At 73.3% G+C, this 17,163-nt stretch carries 14 protein-coding genes; 5 read left to right on the plus strand and 9 right to left on the minus strand.

The annotated features are described in order from the left end of the window. Positions 1–521: 521 nt before the first annotated feature. The 4 genes from meaB to IE294_RS00850 form a co-directional block, all read right to left on the minus strand. Positions 522–1,532, minus strand: coding sequence for a methylmalonyl Co-A mutase-associated GTPase MeaB (meaB, locus tag IE294_RS00835; RefSeq protein ID WP_189881261.1), 1,011 nt, complete (start codon positions 1,530–1,532; stop codon positions 522–524). Between the two features lie 6 nt (positions 1,533–1,538). Continuing rightward, positions 1,539–3,713, minus strand: coding sequence for a methylmalonyl-CoA mutase (gene scpA, locus IE294_RS00840; RefSeq protein ID WP_189881262.1), 2,175 nt, complete (start codon positions 3,711–3,713; stop codon positions 1,539–1,541). After that, positions 3,713–5,527, minus strand: a complete 1,815-nt coding sequence (locus IE294_RS00845) for a methylmalonyl-CoA mutase family protein (RefSeq protein WP_189881263.1) — start codon at positions 5,525–5,527, stop codon at positions 3,713–3,715. Before IE294_RS00845 ends, scpA begins: the two co-directional genes overlap by 1 nt. Positions 5,528–5,627: 100 nt before the next feature. Then, a complete protein-coding gene (locus IE294_RS00850; protein WP_189881264.1) occupies positions 5,628–6,125 on the minus strand; it encodes a MarR family winged helix-turn-helix transcriptional regulator in 498 nt (165 codons plus the stop codon). A 120-nt stretch (positions 6,126–6,245) separates the two neighbouring features. Between IE294_RS00850 and IE294_RS00855 the strand changes: the two genes are divergently transcribed. Beyond that, a complete protein-coding gene (locus IE294_RS00855; protein ID WP_189881265.1) occupies positions 6,246–6,761 on the plus strand; it encodes a YceI family protein in 516 nt (171 codons plus the stop codon). Here IE294_RS00855 and IE294_RS00860 read toward each other — a convergent pair. After that, positions 6,742–8,463, minus strand: coding sequence for a hypothetical protein (locus IE294_RS00860; RefSeq protein WP_189881785.1), 1,722 nt, complete (start codon positions 8,461–8,463; stop codon positions 6,742–6,744). The genes IE294_RS00855 and IE294_RS00860 overlap by 20 nt on opposite strands. Before the next feature lie 276 nt (positions 8,464–8,739). Between IE294_RS00860 and IE294_RS00865 the strand changes: the two genes are divergently transcribed. Beyond that, complete coding sequence (locus IE294_RS00865; RefSeq protein ID WP_189881266.1) at positions 8,740–9,129, plus strand: cell division protein SepF; 390 nt, start codon at positions 8,740–8,742, stop codon at positions 9,127–9,129. A gap of 471 nt (positions 9,130–9,600) precedes the next feature. On the opposite strand, the gene IE294_RS00870 is transcribed toward IE294_RS00865, so the two are convergent. The 3 genes from IE294_RS00870 to IE294_RS00880 are packed head-to-tail and all read right to left on the minus strand — an operon-like array spanning position 9,601 to position 14,142. Further along, on the minus strand, positions 9,601–11,625 hold the full coding sequence (locus tag IE294_RS00870) for an Hsp70 family protein (RefSeq protein ID WP_189881267.1): 2,025 nt from the start codon (positions 11,623–11,625) through the stop codon (positions 9,601–9,603). Then, positions 11,622–12,422 carry a hypothetical protein gene (locus IE294_RS00875; protein ID WP_189881268.1) on the minus strand — a complete coding sequence of 267 codons (801 nt, stop codon included), beginning with the start codon at positions 12,420–12,422 and terminating at the stop codon, positions 11,622–11,624. The genes IE294_RS00870 and IE294_RS00875 overlap by 4 nt, the downstream gene beginning before the upstream one ends. A 49-nt stretch (positions 12,423–12,471) precedes the next feature. Next, complete coding sequence (locus IE294_RS00880; protein ID WP_189881269.1) at positions 12,472–14,142, minus strand: hypothetical protein; 1,671 nt, start codon at positions 14,140–14,142, stop codon at positions 12,472–12,474. 162 nt (positions 14,143–14,304) lie between these two features. On the opposite strand from IE294_RS00880, the gene IE294_RS00885 reads away from it, so the two are divergent. The 3 genes from IE294_RS00885 (at position 14,305) to IE294_RS00895 (ending at position 16,543) form a co-directional block, all read left to right on the plus strand. Beyond that, positions 14,305–15,516, plus strand: a complete 1,212-nt coding sequence (locus tag IE294_RS00885; protein ID WP_189881270.1) for an AAA family ATPase — start codon at positions 14,305–14,307, stop codon at positions 15,514–15,516. Next, positions 15,513–15,890 carry a nucleotide pyrophosphohydrolase gene (locus IE294_RS00890; protein WP_189881271.1) on the plus strand — a complete coding sequence of 126 codons (378 nt, stop codon included), beginning with the start codon at positions 15,513–15,515 and terminating at the stop codon, positions 15,888–15,890. Before IE294_RS00885 ends, IE294_RS00890 begins: the two co-directional genes overlap by 4 nt. 167 nt (positions 15,891–16,057) lie before the next feature. After that, the gene (locus tag IE294_RS00895; RefSeq protein WP_189881272.1) at positions 16,058–16,543 is read left to right on the plus strand and encodes a DUF6099 family protein; all 486 of its coding nucleotides are present in this window, start codon (positions 16,058–16,060) and stop codon (positions 16,541–16,543) included. Positions 16,544–16,866: 323 nt separating this feature from the next. On the opposite strand, the gene IE294_RS00900 is transcribed toward IE294_RS00895, so the two are convergent. Continuing rightward, positions 16,867–17,031, minus strand: coding sequence for a hypothetical protein (locus tag IE294_RS00900; protein WP_189881273.1), 165 nt, complete (start codon positions 17,029–17,031; stop codon positions 16,867–16,869). Positions 17,032–17,163: the final 132 nt, after the last annotated feature.

Below are 17,163 nucleotides of genomic sequence, written 5' to 3' on the forward strand. Positions count from 1 at the left end.
GGCGCCGGGGACGCGACTTCCGGCTTTCCGTAGCGCCGGAATTGAAGATCGTTAATGGTCGCCTCATGTCCGAACAGCTGAAGCACGGTCAATCTAGACCATCGGCGCCGATCTGAAGAGAGGATGTGTGGAATTTGTGCTCAAGCTTTTGAGGCTTGGTCCACCCACCGGTGGCCGCCCATGGGCGCCTTTGCGCCACCGCGCGCCCCAGCGGCCCATCCGCTCCCGGGTGCGGCTTCCACGCGACGTGATCGTGTGCGTAGAGCTTCTCTGACCTGCGGTTTCCGCCAGTGACTGGGGGAGGAGGGGGCTGTGTCGATCACCGCGACGGCGGCCAGGGGTGCCGCCGGCTGCCCGCGCGATGGGCAACCGGCGTGATCGAAACCCGCGTGCTGCGGTATGGCCGGTCCTCACCGGTTACCGGCAGCCCCACGCACAACTTCAACAACTGACGTCCACATCTTCGCGCGCTTGTTCGCGTTGTGCCCTTCCCCTGATTCACCGGACCGGACAACGCGAGTTCATTCCGCGGAAGAGATCACCGGCGCCGTAGGTCCCTCGAAAGCCGCCAGGATGCGTTCCGCCGCCAGTGTGGCCGTCAAGCGGCCCTCCCTGACCTGCTGTTCGAGGTCCGGCGCCGTCGCGCGGACCGCCGGGTCGGCGTGCAGCCGGCCGAGGAGTTCGTCGCGGACCATCGCCCAGGTCCAGCCGACCTGCTGGTCCCGGCGCTTGGCGGCCAGCCGGCCGGTGGAGTCGAGCAGGGTGCGGTGCTGTTCCAGACGCTCCCAGACCGTGTCGAGGCCGGTCGACTCGCGGGCGCTGCAATGCAGCACCGGCGGGGTCCAGAAGGCGTCCTTGCCGTGCATCAGGCGCAGCGCGCCCGCCAACTCCCGTGCCGCCGCCCGCGCGTCGCGCTCGTGCGGGCCGTCCGCCTTGTTGACGGCGATCACGTCGGCCAGCTCCAGGACGCCCTTCTTGATGCCCTGCAACTGGTCACCGGTGCGGGCCAGCGTCAGCAGCAGGAAGGAGTCGACCATCTCGGCGACCGTCGTCTCGGACTGGCCGACGCCGACGGTCTCGACCAGGACCACGTCGTAGCCCGCCGCCTCCATCACCACCATCGACTCCCGGGTGGCCTTCGCGACCCCGCCCAGCGTGCCCGCGCTGGGGGAGGGGCGGACGAAGGCCGCGGGGTCGACCGCCAGGCGCTCCATCCTGGTCTTGTCGCCCAGGATGGAGCCGCCCGTGCGGGTGGAGGACGGGTCGACGGCGAGGACCGCCACCCGGTGGCCCAGCGAGGTCAGCATCGTGCCGAACGCGTCGATGAACGTCGACTTGCCGACACCCGGCACCCCGCTGATGCCGATCCGCCGCGCCCGGCCGCTGTGCGGCAGCAGCTCGGTGAGCAACTGCTGTGCCAGCGCCCGGTGCTGGGGCCGGGTGGACTCGACGAGCGTGATGGCGCGGGCCACCAGGGCCCGCTTCCCGTCGAGCACACCCTTCACATAGGTGTCCAGATCGATCGCGGCCATCGCGGCCTACAGCTCGTGGCCGAGGTCGGCCGACAGGCGCTTCACCAGGTCGTGGGCGGCGTCCGGGATCACGGTCCCCGGCAGGAACACCTCCGCCGCGCCCATCTCCCGCAGGGTCGGCACGTCCTGCGGCGGGATCACCCCGCCGACCACGATCATGATGTCCTCGCGGCCCTCCTCGGCGAGCTTCTCGCGCAGCGCCGGGACGAGCGTGAGGTGACCGGCCGCCAGCGAGGAGACCCCGACCACGTGCACGTCCGCCTCGACGGCCTGCCGGGCGACCTCGTCCGGCGTCTGGAACAGCGGGCCGACGTCGACGTCGAACCCGAGGTCGGCGAAGGCGGTCGCGATCACCTTCTGGCCGCGGTCGTGGCCGTCCTGGCCCATCTTGGCGACCAGGATGCGGGGCCGGCGCCCCTCGGCCTCCTCGAACGCGTCCACCAGCGCCCGGGTGCGGTCCACGGACGGGGACTGGCCTGCTTCGTTGCGGTACACGCCGGAGATCGTACGGATCTGGCCCGCGTGCCGCCCGTACACCTTCTCCAGGGCGTCGGAGATCTCACCGACCGTCGCCTTGGCGCGGGCCGCGCGCACGGCCAGCTCCAGCAGGTTCTCCGTGCCGTCGGCCGCCCGGGTGAGCGCGTCCAGCGCGTCCCGGCAGGCCTGCTCGTCCCGCTCCGCCCGCAGCCGGCGCAGCTTCTCGATCTGCTGGGCGCGCACCGAGGAGTTGTCGACCTTGAGGACCTCGATCTGCTCGTCGCTGTCGACGCGGTACTTGTTGACGCCGATCACCGGCTGCCGACCGGAGTCGATGCGGGCCTGGGTGCGGGCCGCCGCCTCCTCCACGCGCAGCTTGGGGATGCCCGCGTCGATGGCCTGCGCCATGCCGCCCGCCTGCTCGACCTCCTGGATGTGCGCCCACGCCTTGCGGGCGAGGTCGTACGTCAGCCGCTCCACGTAGGCGCTGCCGCCCCACGGGTCGATGACCCGGGTGGTGCCCGACTCCTGCTGGATGAGCAACTGGGTGTTGCGGGCGATGCGCGCCGAGAAGTCGGTCGGCAGCGCCAGGGCCTCGTCGAGGGCGTTGGTGTGCAGCGACTGGGTGTGGCCCTGGGTCGCCGCCATCGCCTCCACGGCCGTACGCGTGACGTTGTTGAACACGTCCTGCGCGGTCAGCGACCAGCCCGAGGTCTGCGAATGGGTGCGCAGGGAGAGGGACTTGGTGTTCTTCGGGTCGAACTGCCGCACCAGCTTCGCCCACAGCAGCCGGGCCGCGCGCAGCTTGGCGATCTCCATGAAGAAGTTCATGCCGATCGCCCAGAAGAACGACAGCCGGGGCGCGAACGCGTCGACGTCCAGGCCCGCTTCCCGGCCCGCGCGGATGTACTCGACGCCGTCGGCGAGCGTGTACGCCAGCTCCAGGTCGGCCGTCGCGCCCGCTTCCTGGATGTGGTAGCCGGAGATGGAGATGGAGTTGTAGCGGGGCATCCGCTGCGAGGTGTACGCGAAGATGTCGGAGATGATCCGCATCGACGGCTTCGGCGGATAGATGTAGGTGTTGCGGACCATGAACTCCTTCAGGATGTCGTTCTGAATGGTCCCGGCCAGCTTCTCGGGCGGTACGCCCTGTTCCTCCGCCGCCACGATGTACAGCGCCAGCACCGGCAGCACCGCGCCGTTCATCGTCATCGACACCGTCATCCTGTCCAGCGGGATGCCGTCGAAGAGCCGGCGCATGTCGTAGATCGAGTCGATGGCCACGCCCGCCATCCCGACGTCACCGGTCACGCGCGGGTGGTCGCTGTCGTAGCCCCGGTGCGTGGGCAGGTCGAAGGCGACCGACAGGCCCTTCTGGCCGGCCGCCAGATTGCGCCGGTAGAAGGCGTTGGACTCCTCGGCGGTGGAGAAGCCCGCGTACTGGCGGATCGTCCAGGGCTGGTTGACGTACATCGTCGGGTACGGGCCGCGCAGGTACGGCGCGATGCCCGGGTAGGTGCCCAGGAAGTCCAGGCCCTCCAGGTCACGGCCGGTGTACAGCGGCTTGACCCCGATGCCCTCCGGGGTCTCCCACAGCGGTTCGGCGCTCCCGGTGGCCCGCTCCAGGGCCGCGCGCCACTCGCCCTCGGTGGCGTCGGCGGCGGGGGTCCCCAGCTCGATGCCGGAGAAGTCGGGGATTCCCATCAGGACACTCCCATGCGGTCGAGGGTCGCGGACAGGACGTCCACGGCGTCACAGCCCGCGAAGACGTACGAGTCGATGCCGGCGTGGTCGCCCCGGCCCGCCAGGAACACGTGCCGGGCACCGGCCGCGCGCAGCGCCTTCGCGGTCTCCTCGGCCTGTTCGGCGTAGAGCGCGTCGCTGGAGCACAGCACGGCCTCGGTGGCGCCGCTGTCCTCGAAGCGGCCCTCGGTGACCGGCTCGATACCGCCGGCCTGGAAGAGGTTGGCGGCGAAGGCCGAGCGGGCGGTGTACTCGGCGGCGGAGCCGATCGTGGCGAGGAAGATGCGCGGCCGGGCGCCGGTCGCCGCCAAGTGGGCGTCGGAACGCGCGCGCAGCTCCTCGTACGCCTCGTCGCGGCGCACGCGCGGCAGCCCGCCGGACGGCGGCTCGGGCGCGGGCGCGCGCTCCACCGGCTTCTCGGCCAGCAGCGGGAACTCGCTGACGCCGGTGATGGGTTCGCGCCGCTTGGCGAGCCGCTTGGAGCGCTCGGCCCAGGTCGTCGCCAGGTCGGTGCGCAGCCGGCCGGAGCGCAGGACGGCCGCCTGGCCGCCGTCGCGCTCGATCGACCGGAAGAACTGCCAGGCGGCCTCGGCGAGTTCGGCCGTCAGCCGCTCGACGTACCAGGAGCCGCCCGCCGGGTCGACGACCCGGGCCAGGTGGGACTCCTCGATCAGGATGGAGGAGGTGTTGCGGGCGATCCGGCGCGCGAACGCGTCCGGGAGGCCGAGCGCGTGGTCGAACGGCAGCACGGTCACGGAGTCCGCGCCGCCCACCCCCGCGGCGAGCGTCGCGACCGTCGTGCGCAGCATGTTCACCCAGGGGTCGCGGCGGGTCATCATCACCGGCGACGTCACCACGTGCTGCACCTGCGCGCCCGCGGCCGGCGCCCCGCACACCTCGGCGACCCGCGCCCACAGCCGGCGGGCCGCGCGCAGCTTGGCGATGGTCAGGAACTGGTCGGCGGTGGCCGCGTAGCGGAACTCCAGCTGGGCGGCGGCCCGGTCGACGCCGAGCCCCGCCTCGGTCAGCTCCCGCAGGTAGGCCACGCCGGTGGCCAGCGAGGCGCCCAGCTCCTGCGCGGCCGAGCCGCCCGCCTCGTGGTAGGGCAGCGCGTCCACGGTCAGCGCGCGCAGGCCCGGGTACCGCTCGGCGCAGCGGACCGCCAGGGCGGCGAAGGGGGCGAAGTCCAGGGCGGTGCCCGTACGGGCCTCGTACCCGAGCGGGTCGCCGCCCAGGGTGCCGCGGGCGGCCTTCGGCTCGACGCCCTTGTCGTCGTACAACCGCAGCAGTGCCTCGGCGACGGCCTCGGTGTCGCGGCCCGCGTCCAGGGCGACCGGTGCCAGGTCGAGGTAGACGCCGTCGAGGGCGCGACCCAGCTCGGAGACCGGGATGCCGCCCTCGCCCAGCACCAGCCACAGGGAGGTGCCGCCGTTCTCCAGGTCGGCGAGCACGGCGTCGGCCGTCCCGCCGGCGAGCGCCGTGTGCCGCTGCCGTACGTCCCAGCCGCTCGTGCTGGTGCCCTCCGGGCGGCTGCCCCGCACGAAGGGGGCGAAGCCCGGCAGGCCGGGGTCGGGCGCGCTGTCGCGCGCGGTGTACAGGGGCCGGGTGCGCAGCCCGTCCTCCAGCGTCGTGGACAGGGCGTCCTCGGCTGCCGCGCCGTTCAGTTCCTTGCCCGACCTGCGCAGGACGCCCTCGACCAGGCGTTGCCACTGCTCATGTGTCGCGTCAGGGAACTCGGCGGCCAGTGAGAGCCCGTCGTCAGGCAGGACCGTCATGGCTCGGATGCTAGGGCAGGGCGTCGGAGCCAGGGCGGAGCACGGGCTGTGAGGTTTCTCTTCTTGCGGTGGTGACCCGTGTCTCTCCGGGCCGGGCGGCTCAGCGGGTCCCGGTCTCCAGGTCCGGGACGAGGGAGCACATGGCGGCACGCTGCTCGGGGCCCATGGAGTCGGCGAGGGCCTGGCGGACGGTTCCGGCGAGCAGGGCGGAGGTCTCGCGCAGCAGGTCACGGGCCTTGTCGGTGAGGGTGACCTGCACGCCCCGCTTGTCGCCGCACACGGAGCTGCGGCTGACGAGACCGGCCCGCTGGAGACAGGCGATCTGGTAGGTGAGGCGGGTCTTGGGGCGGCCGAGGAGATCGGCGACCTGGGTCATCCGCAGTCCGGTGCGCGGCTGTTCGGCCAGCAGGCACAGGATCAGGAACTCGTCGTGGGAGACGTCGAGGGTCTCCTTCACGACCGACCGCAGCCGCTGCTCCACGGCGCCGGTCGCGGCCAGCAGGACCATCCAGGCGCGCAGCTCGTCCGGGAGCAGCCCGTCGCCGTGCGCGAGGGGACAGGAGGGCTGGTCGGCGGTGTGCGCGTCGGAGGCGGACATGTGTCGAGTCTACCTGTTGTCCAAATTTGTACGAGTGCGGACGGGTGCTTGTTGTTCAAATTTGGATGAGGGGCTAGCGTGAGGCCCGTCATCCAAATTTGAATCAACTGGAGTACGACCATGACCGTCGCCGTGGAACCAGGCCGCTGGCAGCTCGACCCGACCGCGTCCACCGTGGGCCTGCGGCACAAGACCATGTGGGGCCTGGTCACCGTGAAGGGCACCTTCACCGGCGTCGGCGGCACCGGCGAGGTCCGGCCCGACGGCTCGGCCACCGGCACCGTGACCCTGGACGCGGCCTCCCTCGACACGAAGAACGCCAAGCGGGACGTACACCTGAGCTCGGCCGACTTCTTCGACGCCGAGCGCCACCCGCAGATCACCTTCACCGTGCGCGGCGCGGACCGGCTCGACGGCGACACGGTCCGGGTCGCCGGACAGCTGACCGTCCGGGGCGTCAGCCGGCCGCTGTCCCTCACCGCCCGCCTGACCGGCGTGGGCGCCGGCGCGCTGACCCTGGAGACGGAGTTCGGCGTCGACCGCGAGCAGTTCGACATGGGCTGGAACCAGCTCGGCCTGATCCGCGGCCTGACCACGATCACGGCCGCGCTCCGCTTCACCCGCGCGGCGGACTGAGGCCCAGCTCCGCCCGGCGCACGTCCCGGGTGGACAGCGTCTGCGGGTCCGCCGTGAAGGCGCGCAGCCGGAGCCCGATGCCCGGCTTCGCCGGCACCTGGAAATCGCCGGACGGCGCCCAGAGTTCGACGCTGACCGTACGGTTCGCGGGAATCGTCGCCGGGCCGCGCGCCAGCGACCAGTACCGGCTCATGCCCTGGCCGACGCTGAGCATGTAGTGCGGGGTGAGGGCGGTGCCGCCCGTGTTGGTGACCCGCAGGGTCAGCCGGGACAGGGCCCGTGCCGAGGTGTGCCGGGCCGCCGTGACGTCCATCCGCAGCGGCGGGGTCCCCGTCGCCGCCAGGGCCGCGCTCACCAGCGCGGGCGTGATCAGCGCGACCGCGGCCACGGCCAGTGCCGCCCGGCGGCGCGGGCCGGTGAACGGGCGGGGCCGCGGCTGCCAGGCCTGGGCGAACTCCGGCAGGGGCGCGGTGACCGCCGCCGCCAGCCACAGCGGGGTCATCATCAGGTAGTAGCCGTCCTGGGAGCGGGTCGCCAGGTAGAACGCGCACCAGGGCAGCACCGTCGCGGCCGGCCCCAGCCGCCGGACGAACAGCACGAACACCGCCAGCAGGGCGGCGGCGAGCAGCACGCTCGCCCGGCCGTACCAGCCGAGGCGGTCGCTGCCGTGGGTGAAGTACAGCGAGACGTCCACCAGCCCCTGGCCGTGCAGCACCGCGCCCTGGGTCAGCGGCAGGGCGATGCCCCGCAGCCACCGGCCGGGCTCGCTCACGACGAAGTACACGTTGATCAGCAGCCAGGTGAGCACCGCGGTCCCCGCGATCCGCAGCACCACCCGAGCCGCCACCCGGCCGCCCAGCTCCCCGCGCCGCACGGCGTAGATCCCGGCCAGCAGGAACGGCGTGACGAACCACGGCAGTTGCTGGGCGGCGCACGCGGCGCCGAGACACGCGGCCCGTGCGATCCCGGCCGCGCCCAGCCGGCCGCGCGCGCCGAGCCGGGGCCAGCGCACCACCACCGGCAGCAGCAGGGCCAGACCCATGATCGCCGGATAGCCCTGGCGGGCGTACGTCGGCAGGAAGCCGAAGCCGAGGCAGACCATCGTCGCCGCCGAGCGCCAGGGCACCGGGAGCAGACGCCACAACACCACCGCGCCCACGACCAGCGCGACCGTCGCCGCCGCCGTCGCCGGGGCGCCGCCGTGACCCAGCCACAGCAGGGGCGCGGTGAGCAGCGGGGCCAGTGGGGGATAGCCGTAGGTGAAGTCGTATCCGCCGTCCATCGTCGGTGTCAGCGCGACGCCCTCGGCGTGGAACAGCCAGGGCCAGGGCTGCTCGTACACCGGGTTCCCGGCGACGAGTTCCCGCGCGGCCTGGGTGGTGAGGACCGCCTCGTCGCCGCCGCCGTGGTTCAGCGCCCAGGCGCACAGGGCGAGGGTGACCGCGGTCGCCAGCACCACCAGGTCCAGGCGGGCCAGCGAGCGCGTCCGGCGGACCGTGAGGGCGAGCGCGCCGGTCACCAGGATCGAGGCGTAGCAGACCGAGATGACCCCCGCGAGGACCAGCCGGTGCGTGGCCGCCTGGGTCCACACCGAGCGCGTGCCGATGAACAGGCTCACGTCGGCGAGGAGCGTCAGTACGCGGTGCCACTGCGCGGGGCCGTCCGGCACCGCCGCGCGGGCCCCCGGATCGGCGGACACCACCGACGATGTCCGCCGGCCGGGTGTCACCTGCTGTGTCTCTGCCAAGTGCACGGCACGCGACGCTAGCGGGGAGGGGTGAGCGGGGTGCGCGGGCCGATGAAGAGTCGGGTATGAGCCCGGTAAGAAGCGGATGTATCAGTGCATTTGGCGCGGGATGTGACGCGCGAGATACGGCCGGTGCGGTCGCGCACCGTGTCGTTGTTGGGCCGAACGGGTGACTTGGCGTAAGAATTGGCTGGTGCAGGGATTGAGTGCGAGTCAGATCAGGGGGAGCCGGTGAGCCGTTACGACGTCACCGATGAACAGTGGGAAGGGCTCGCCCAGGTCGTGCCGCTGCGGGGCCGGGACGCCTGGCCGTCCGCGGTGAACCACCGCTCGCTGCCCGACGCCGAGACCGAGACCCGGCGCCGGTTCGTGGTCCTGCGTGTCAACGTCTTCGCGGACGCCCGGGAAGTCGCCGAGACCTTGATGGCCGGGGCGCCGGTGCTGCTCGACCTGTCCGGTGCGGAGGGCGACGTCGCCAAGCGCGTCCTCGACTTCAGCACGGGCGTCGTCTTCGGCCTGGGCAGCGGCATGCACCGCGTGGACCGCAACGTCTTCCTCCTCACCCCGCCCGGGACGGAGGTCAGCGGACTCATGAAGGGCGCGGCGATCTCGGGCGGCTGAGCGCCGCCACCCCGGCTTGCGCCTCACGGTGCCCGCCCCGGGTGTCGGCTGGGCGGCGGGGGCGCCAGCGGCGTTGCTGGAGTGCCGGACGCGTTGCGGTAGTTCTGGCTGCGCCGCTGGGTCCTGGCTGCGATGTTGGGCCTCGGCCGCGAGGCTGGAGCCCTGGCCGCGCCGCTGGGCCCCGGCTGTGACGCTGCGCCCCGGCCGCGACACCGGAGCGCCGGACGTGCTGCTGGGCCCCGACTGTGACACTGGGGCCCCGGACGCGCCTCCGGAGCCCCGGCCGTGATGCTGAAGCCCGTTGCGTCGCGCGATGCGGCCCCGGGCTGCGCGATGCGGCCCCGGCGGTGCGTGGTGCGGCTGTCTGGATCCGATGTCCGGCGGCGTCCGGCGGCGTCCGCCGGCGCCCCGTGGCGCCCGCGGCCATCAGCGAGCGGGCGGTCGGCGCCGGGGCCGGTGGGACGCGCGTTCTCAGTGCCGTACGGCGCCCGCCGCGGGGTTCGGGGTGCGGGCGGTGAACACCCACACGCCGTGCGACTGCGTCGCGCCCATGACGCGTCCCTTGCTCAGCAGCCAGGGGCTGTCCTTCTGGAACGGGGCGAAGTTGTCGTTGGAGACGATGATGCCGCCCACCTCCTCGGCGATGCTGATGACCAACGCGTCACCCCGGCCCTCCGTGCCGGCCGGCGGCTGGACCACGTGGTGCTCCGCGACCGCCTGCTCCACCAGCGGCCGTTCCTCCGCGCTGACCTGGTGCCGCAGGGAGGCGTCCACGACCACGTGGATGTCGCGCTGCGGATGCTTGAACCGGAGCGCGGTCACCGCCGCCTGGAGCGCCGCGAAGCTCGGTCGGCCACCCTGCGTACGCGGCGGCCTGCCGTTCCACGCGAGGTTGGAGCCGTCCACGACCAGCGGCTCGGTGGACTCGCCGGGCTGCCGCGGCCTGCCCGCCGGGGTCTGCGGATGCGTGGGCTTCGGCACCGGCCGCGAAGCCGGGGACAGGGCCAGCAGCCGTTCGAGCTCCTTGGTCACCTCCGGCTCCACCGCGCCGTCGCCGAACACCTTGACCTCACCGTTGAGCACGACCTCGCCGGTCCGCTGGAGGGTCGCCTTCACCGACAGCAGCCCCTCCTTGCTGTAGGTGAACTCCAGGTCGAAGACGCCCTCGCTCCGGTCACGGCAGGGCTCCGGGTACGTCAGCTGGAGCTCCGTCAGCTTGACGTTGTCCGGGTGCTCGACCGGCCGGTCCGGCGCCCCTTCCCAGACCTCGACCGTCAGCTTGGTGACGTGGTCCTTGTTGGGCTCGTACGACTTCACGCGCTGCTGGGGCAGCCGCAGATTGCGCGGGATCAGGGTGCTGAACCGCCTGTTGCCGTCGCCTCCGGTCGTGACCGTGCCGAGCGCGTGCGTGTTGACGACCCGGATGATGCTGCTCAGCTCCCCGGCCATGGCGGCGGCGCAGATGGCCGCGCCCTCGGCCACCGCCGTCATCGGGTCGAACGCCTCGACGGACACCGGATCGCGGTCGAGCGCCTCGGCGACCGCGGCGCGTACCGCCGGGATCTGGCTGCTGCCGCCGATCATCAGCACGGCGGTCAGGTCCTCCGGGTCGAGCTGTGCCTGGGCGAGGCACTCCTCGACGGGCTCCAGCGCCCGGGTGATCAGGTCCTGGATCTCGTACGAGAACTCGTCCTGGCCGATCTCCACCGACGCGCCGTCCGGGGTCAGCACGCTGACCGACTCCTGCTGGGACAGCAGGATCTTGCTGCGTTCGATGTCGAGCCGGAACTGCCGCTTCTCCGACTCCGTCCACGCCCGCCGCGCGGGGGACCGCTCCAGGACCATGCGGCGCAGCCGTTCGTCGATCTCCAGACCGCCGAGCCGGTTGACACCACGGCTGGCCTTCTCGTCGAAGAAGCCGTCGTCGTGCAGCAGGAGGGTGGCGTCCATGGTGCCGCCGCCCCAGTCGAAGACCAGGAACTCGCCCTCCTCCTCCAGGTAGTGGGCGTAGGCGATGGCCGCGGCGGTCGGCTCGTTCAGCAGGGCGCGCACCCTGATGTCCGCCGCACGGGCCGCCTCCCGGGTACGGAAGCGGGCCGCGCCGGTGGCGTTGGCCGGTACGGTGATGACCGCCTCGTCGATGTCCGTGGCCGCCTCGTCCTGTGCGGCGACGACCATCGACCGGAACACCGCCGCCGCGGCGGTGGTGGCGGCAAACCGTTCGCCCCCGATGGTGACGAGCGGTTCCTCGCGCAGCATCCGCTTGCACGCCTCCACGGCGCGCTCGGAACGCAGCTTGGCCTCCCAGCCGAACAGGGTGCCGGCGCGCAGCGAACTGGTGCCGACCACGGACGGGTACAGGCGCTCGAAGCCCGGACGGCGCCAGGTGGCGTCCAGTCCGTGGCCGCCGATCTCCAGCACCTCGGCGAACTCGCCACCGGTCCACTGCGCGGCCACCGAGTTCGTGGTGCCGAAGTCGATACCGGTGGCCGTCATGCGTCTTCTCCCGTGGTGTGCTGTGCGACGTCCGGCGCGATCCGCCGGAGCTGACCGGCCAGGATGACCTTGTCCGTCAGTTCGTCGACATAGGCGGGGCGCAGCAGTTCGAAGGCCTCGCCCGTCCCTTCCGTCACGACGAACGCTTCCGCCTGGTCCGGTGTGTCCAGCCGCCGGATTCCGAGGGCCTTCAGATGGTCCGCCATCGAGGCGCGGACGGCCGGGCCGCCGTGGTCCGGCTGTGTCCACAGCAGGGCGTCCATCTCGGCCACGCGGCCGGTGAAGGCCGCGCGGGTGCGGAACTCGTCCAGGACCGCCTTGCGCACGGCCGCGGTGAGCGCGCTCGACGGAGGCGCGTCGCCTGCCGCGGCCTCCGCGAGCGCGGCGGGGACGCGTTCGACGATGCCCTTGATCAGCGTGGGCGCGTCCACCGGCACCCGGGCGGGCGCCGGCGCCGGGGCCTCGGCGGGCGCGGGTGCCGGGGCCTCGGCGGGCGCGGGCGGTGCGGTGGGCTCGACGGGTGCCGCGGCGGAGTCCGGTCGTTCGGTGGCCGCGGCCGGCGCCGGCCGGGCGGTGGCCGCGCGGCCGGCCTGGCGTATGCGCAGACCGGTGGACTTGGGGCTCTTGGCGCGCCCCTCCGCCCCGGGCTGCACACCGCCGCACGCCGGGCAGATGCGCCCGGGGCGGTCGGCCTTGTCGACCCTCTTCCTGGCGGCGGCCTTCCTCGGCGCGGCCTTCTGGTCGGCTGACCGGCCTCGGGAACCGGTCGAACGAGAGGGGTTCTTACTGGGGGACATTGCGGACGATTACCTCGCAGAGAGGGTGTGGAGAACGGCCGGGCGCTGATCAGGCCCGTCGGTCGTGGCGGTCGAGACGTGGGGGCGTGCTGCGCAGGTCGTCGAGGAGTTCAACGGCCGCGCGCGCCCGGATCCGCTCCAGCTCCGCGCCGCTCACCACGGGCGTGCGCCGGGGCAGTGCCGCCAGCGGCGGTACGAGCGTGACGGGAACCGAGTCCGGCATCAGATAGCGGTCGGGCTCCAGCGGGATGCGGAAGAACACCGACAGGCCGGCGTCGGTGCCCTGCGCGGCGCGGATGCGTTCCTCCGCGTCGTTGATCCGGGCCTGCTCGGTGTGGTCGCCCTCAGCCTCGCGGAACAGCTCCCGGCAGTGCTTCTCCCACCGGAACGAGCCATGGTCCAGGCCGAGTTCGATGAAGGGGTTGGTGACCCGGTCGCGGCTGTTCCTCGGCGTGGCCCGCCAGCGGCGCACCAGCGCCAGATCGGCCTCCGCCTGCTCACCCAGTCCGGCGGCGGCCTCCGCGAGCGCCTCGGCCTCCGCGAGGTCGCCCTCCACCGCGGCGACGTACGCCCTGATGGCGAGCGCCTCCTGGCGCAGTCCGGTACCGGCCTTCCGGCCGGTGCCGCCCTTCTCGAACCGTGCCGCCTGCTGCCCGGCCTCCTCCAGCCGGCCCGCCTTCAGCAGGTCGTACGCCCGGTTCAGTGCCACCAGCGCGTGGAACGGGCTCAGTTGCGGACTGACGCTCTCCTGCGGCTGCCACAGGTTGGCCATCAGCAGCCACAGCCCCGTGTCGGCGACCGTCTCGCGCGGCCATTCCCCGTTGATCGCCCCGGACCTGAGGTCCCGGAGCTGGATCTGCTGGGTGCGGGGCAGCAGGGCGTCGAGCTCGTCGATCCGCGTGATGTCCCCGTCGGCGACGACGTCGTACAACAGGTCCCACAGATCCGCGGGGTCCAGCCGCTCCAGGCGCGCACCGCCCAGGAACGCCTCGCGCCGCAGGTGGTCGGTCCACTCCAGGGTGGCCGCGTCCTGCGCAGCGACCTTGTCCGGCACGAGGCGCGCGCGCAGGTAGAGCGCCTCGTCCGGGTCCCGGTCCGCCCACGGCCTGTCCTCGGGCAGCAGACCGCCGTGGTCCACCAGGTCGTCCAGGACGGGCAGCGGCGCCCAGGGCAGGATGGCGGGCAGATGGCGCGTGGGCACGGGGACGGCGCCGCGGGTGGCGGCAGCGGCGAAGAGCGAGAAGGCCGGACCGCCGGAGACGGCGCGCGCCCGGCCGCTGACGAGCAGCAGGCTCGGTGCGCTGGAGCAGATCACCCGGCAGCGCTCCGCTCCCGCGTCGGTCAGCCAGGGAACGTCCGCTTCCCACAGCGCCCGTATGTGCGCCAGCACCTCTTCGGGAGCCGCGTGTTCCAGCGCCCTGCGCACCGCCGGGAGGAGTGCCTCGCGGTCCGGCGCGCCGGTGGCCGCGGCCCGCAGTACGGCGCGCGGTTCCTCGGGCAGACCCGGTACGGCCGAGAGTTCGTCCAGCAGGCCGTGCACGGCGGTGACGGCATCCCCGGTCACGCCCAGCCAGGCCCACTTCCGGCGCAGGAAGCCGCTGACCGCCGTGCGGTCGCGGGATTCGCGCCGCTCACGGTCGCGGGCCAGCCGGTCCTTCTCCGCGGCGATCGCCGCACGCCTGCGCGCCGCGGGATCGCCCCTCTCGAACTCCTCGTACACCCCGGCAGAGTAACGGTGAGCACCGACAACGACCACAAGACCGACATCTTCCGCGACATTCCTGGTCTGCGCGGGATGCCGGCTGCCGTCAGGTCCCCCGATCGTAGGAACGTCCCGGCAGTGAAACGGTTCGGCGTACGGGCGGAGCCGTACGGTCCGCATATGGCCGTGCCCTCCGTGTCCGCTGAGCCGCCGGCGGCCGACGCGTCCGCCGCCACCGTCCCCGCGCACTCCCGCCCGCCCCTCGACCGTCCGCCCCTCGACATCCGCTCCCGGATCACCGAACTGCGGCTGTCGGCCTTCGCCGGGCACCGGCGGGCCGGGTTCCCACTCGGCGCGGTCACCGTGTTCGCGGGGCCCAGCGGGGCCGGCAAGACCACCGCGCTCGCCGCGTACGAGGCGCTGGCACGGCTCGGCGGCGGCGCCCCGCTCGGTGAGGCGTTCCCGGACCCGGTCGCCTGCGTGCCGGAGCGGGCCCGCCCCGACGCCGAGGGGCGGCGGGGATTCCGGATCGGCTGTACGGCCGACGGGGCCGAGGGCCCGGTCCGGCTCGACCTCGCCGTCCAGGCCGAACCGTACCTGCGGATCGTGGGGGAGCGGCTGACCGCGCGCGGAGTCGTCCTGCTGGAGACCGCCCTGCGCGACCCCGGACGCCGGACCGTCCAGGCCGCCTGGCACACCGCCGGCTCCGCCCCGGTCACCCGCGCCCCGCTCCCCGACGACCTCCTGGGCACCGCCCTGCTGCCGCTGCGCGTGGCCGGCAAGACGGACGGCCAGCGCCATGTGCTCGCGGCGGCCGAGCAGATGGTCGTCGCCCTGCGCTCCGTCTTCCCCTGCGATCCGCGCCCCGAGCACATGCGCGCCCCCGTCCCCACCGGCTCGGGCCGGCTGCTGCGCGGCTGCGACAACCTCGCCGACGTGCTGTGGCGCACGCGCGCGGAGTGCGGCCGGCGGCACGGCCTGCTGGTCGAGACGGTGCGCGCGGGCTGCGCCGGGCGGGTGACCGACCTGGTCGCCGAGCCGCTGGCCGACGGCACGGTACGGGCGCTGCTCGACCGCGGCGACGGCTTCCGCAGCGAACTCGCCCGGCTGGGCGACGGCGAACTGCGCTACCTCGCGCTCACCCTGGTGCTGCTGACCGGGCCGGGCGTGCTCGACGTGGACACCCCCGGCGAGGTGCCCGACGCGCTGCGGACCCTCACCGTCCTCGCCGACGGCCTCGACCGCGGCCTGGACCCGTGCCAGCGCCGGGAGTTGCTGCGGACGGCCGCGCGGATGGGCGAGCGGGGGCACATCCGCTGTGTGGCCGCGGTGAGCGACGCCTCGTGGGCCGCCAGGACCCCCGGTGTCACGGTAGTACACCTGAACCCGTGACCGAACACCCCGATCCCGGCCTGGCCCGACTCCAGCGCAGACTCGCCGAGTTCGCCGCCGCGCGGAACTGGCAGCCCTACCACACGCCCAAGAATCTCGTCGCCGCCCTCTCGGTGGAGGCCTCCGAACTGGTCGAGATCTTCCAGTGGCTGACGCCCGAGGAGTCCGCCCGGGTGATGGACGACCCCGGGACCGCCCACCGCGTGACGGACGAGGTCGCCGACGTGCTGGCCTATCTGCTCCAGCTCTGCGAGGTCCTCGGCGTCGATCCGCTCGCCGCGCTGGCCGCGAAGATCGACCGCAACGAACGCCGGTTCCCGCTGCCCGGCGCGGAGGACCGGGACCGGGGCCGGGACCAACAATCGGAGCACTGAACTCCGTTATTACTCTCCGGAGTCAAATCCTCGGCCGAATCCGAATTGTTGTCCACAGATTTCGGTCTTCCTCTGGCTTTTCGCCCCAGGGTCCCTCACGCTGGGTAGTGAACAAGGGAGTTCGGGCAGCCGTGCGAGGTGACGCGGCGGAGGGACGGGGGCACCGTATGGATGCGGTACGGCTCATTCTCACGAGCAGGCGGGCGCTGGCGGGTGGCGCCGACGCGGCGGAGATGATGGCGGAGGTCTGGCAGGCGCAGGCCCTCGCCCAGGCGATCGGGAGCCGCCTCGCGGTCTCCGGCCCGCCGGAACTGCGCGGCGAGGCACTGGGACTGACGGAGCTGGCGGGCCGGGGCTGCGGAGTCCTGGACCCGCCCGAACTCGACCCCGGCGACCTGCGCGCCGCCCAGCTCACGAAGCTGGACGACGCCCGCGAGACGCTGCTCTGCCTCGGCGGGCTGCTCGGCGAGGTCGGCATAGCCCTGGTCGGCATGGCCAGCGCCGCGGCCGACGAGACGACGTACTGGCAGTGCATGGAGGCGATCGACGCCGCCGACGAGTCCCGCGACCGCGTCCTGGAGATGCTGCGCAAGCTGGCGGCCCGGGAGGAGGTAGTGCCAGGCGACATCCAGGACAGCCCGTCGGGCGTGTGAGCGGGGTTCCCCTGCGGGGCGGCACGGCAGGGGCGGTGGATGCGGGTGGATGCGTGTGGTGCGGCCCGCGTGTGGGTTACGGCCGTGCGCGAGCGGCGGGTGGCGTGGTGCGCGTTGACGGCTGTTCGGTGCGGGGTGCGGGGTGCGGGGTGCGGCGGGGCGGCGGGGCGGCGGGGCGCCGTTGGCCGGGCTCGGCTCAGGGCGGGAGTATCCGGCTCGGGTCGGTCCTGACCGCTGGTCGGCCCCGGCCGTGTGCGGGGGTCAGTGCTCGTGGCGGTCGGCGCGCTGAGGCGCCACCCCGCGCACTGCCTCGGCCGTCCGCCTCATTCCGTCTCGTCGGCCGTGCCCGGCGCCGGCCCCCCGGCCTGGAGGTCCGCCAGGGCCGACAGGTCCGCGTTCAGTGCCGCCATCAGCTCCTCCATCTGCTCCAGCAACCCCTTCGGCCGGCCGGCGGGGCCTCCCTGCTGGGGAACGGACTCTTCGGACATGACAGCCTCCTCGGCCCCCGGCCCGCCGGGGCCGGCGCGGGCGCCGGACGGTCCGGCTCCGACGGCCCAACGATCATCACCGGGGCCGGTCACTGGCCCGGAGCGGGCCCCGCGCGTGGGGCGGAGGAATTT

This window comes from Streptomyces canarius (assembly GCF_014650735.1).
GTDB classification, from domain to species: Bacteria; Actinomycetota; Actinomycetes; order Streptomycetales; family Streptomycetaceae; genus Streptomyces; species Streptomyces olivaceoviridis.